The sequence below is a fragment of the Chryseobacterium sp. HNCC26DJ238 genome (assembly GCF_057180465.1).
Map to the genome: position 1 here is coordinate 1 of NZ_JBXUGI010000048.1, position 1143 is coordinate 1143.

A 1143-nucleotide genomic window follows, 5' to 3' on the forward strand; every position below is an offset into this window, starting at 1 on the left:
AAGAAAAAATCTACAAATTGTCATTAGTCTCGCAGACAGCACGGAATGTAAGATCCTTTACCCTTTACTACAAAAGTTTGAACAGATCATTAGGTTATTAAGCCTGCATTTAGGATAGATAAGCCAGTGTAGTATTTCTTCTCGGTAAAAAGAATTTATATGTGTAAATTTATAGGAATTGACATTAGTAAGCAAACATTTGATGTTAGTTTTTCTCAAGACAAAAGATGGAGACATCAAGTTTTCGAGAACAAGCTCTCGGGTTTTAAAAAATTATTAAAGCTGTTGAATGCGGAAGATTGGGTTGTGATGGAAGCTTCAGGAAGTTACTATCTTCCTCTGGCTGAGTTTCTAAATAAGATGAATATACAGGTTTGCGTTGTGAATCCTTTGGTGATCAAACGATTTTCGCAGACCAATCTTTATCGGGCAAAAACGGACAAGAAAGATGCACAGACCATTGCGGAATATGCAGAAAAATACGAATTGAGGAAGTGGAATCCGGCGAGTGCAAACGCCAATAAACTCCGCCAATTGTATAGTCGGAAAGAAATGTTGTTAAAACAGGTTCATCAGAATCAAAGACAATTGGAAGCTTTTCATTCGAGTGGTTTTTTGGATAAATTTTTAAAAATGGAGATTAATAATTCCATTAAATATTTAGGAAATAAAATATTGAAACTAGAGAAAGAAATGGACAGGCTTTCGTTGGAAGAATATTCGGAAACAATGGAAAATCTCCAGAGTATCCCAGGGGTGGGAAAGCAAACAGCGATGATGATGTGTCTGATTACAGATAATTTTGAGAAGTTTGATCATTATAAACAATTAATTGCCTTTGTGGGATTCAGCCCCCGAATCTATCAAAGCGGAACGAGTGTAAAAGGCAGAGGTCATATCTGCAAAATGGGGAAAGCTCAAATTAGAAAACTCTTATATCTATGCAGCTGGAGTGCAAAAAGGTGGAATGCCAAATGTAAGGAAATGTATGAAAGATTAAAAGCAAAGGGCAAACCCGAACGTGTCATAAAAATAGCCATTGCCAACAAACTGATAAAACAGATATTTGCTATTGGAAAAAGCAAAGAAAAGTATAAGGCAGATTTTTGCTAAATAACTTGCATATTAACACAGATCATTCCG

General features: G+C 35.6%; 1 protein-coding gene. It reads left to right on the forward strand.

Annotation, left to right across the window (positions count from 1 at the left end; translation table 11 throughout):
• Nucleotides 1-159 precede the first annotated feature (159 nt).
• Nucleotides 160-1113: an IS110 family RNA-guided transposase gene (locus AC2A07_RS19650; RefSeq protein WP_484051796.1), complete on the forward strand. Its 954-nt coding sequence runs from the start codon at nucleotides 160-162 to the stop codon at nucleotides 1111-1113.
• Nucleotides 1114-1143 lie beyond the last annotated feature (30 nt).

Excerpts from the sequence above, each read along its gene's own strand:
- AC2A07_RS19650 (WP_484051796.1), top strand. The coding sequence starts at position 160 with ATGTGTAAATTTATAGGAATTGACATTAGTAAGCAAACATTTGATGTT.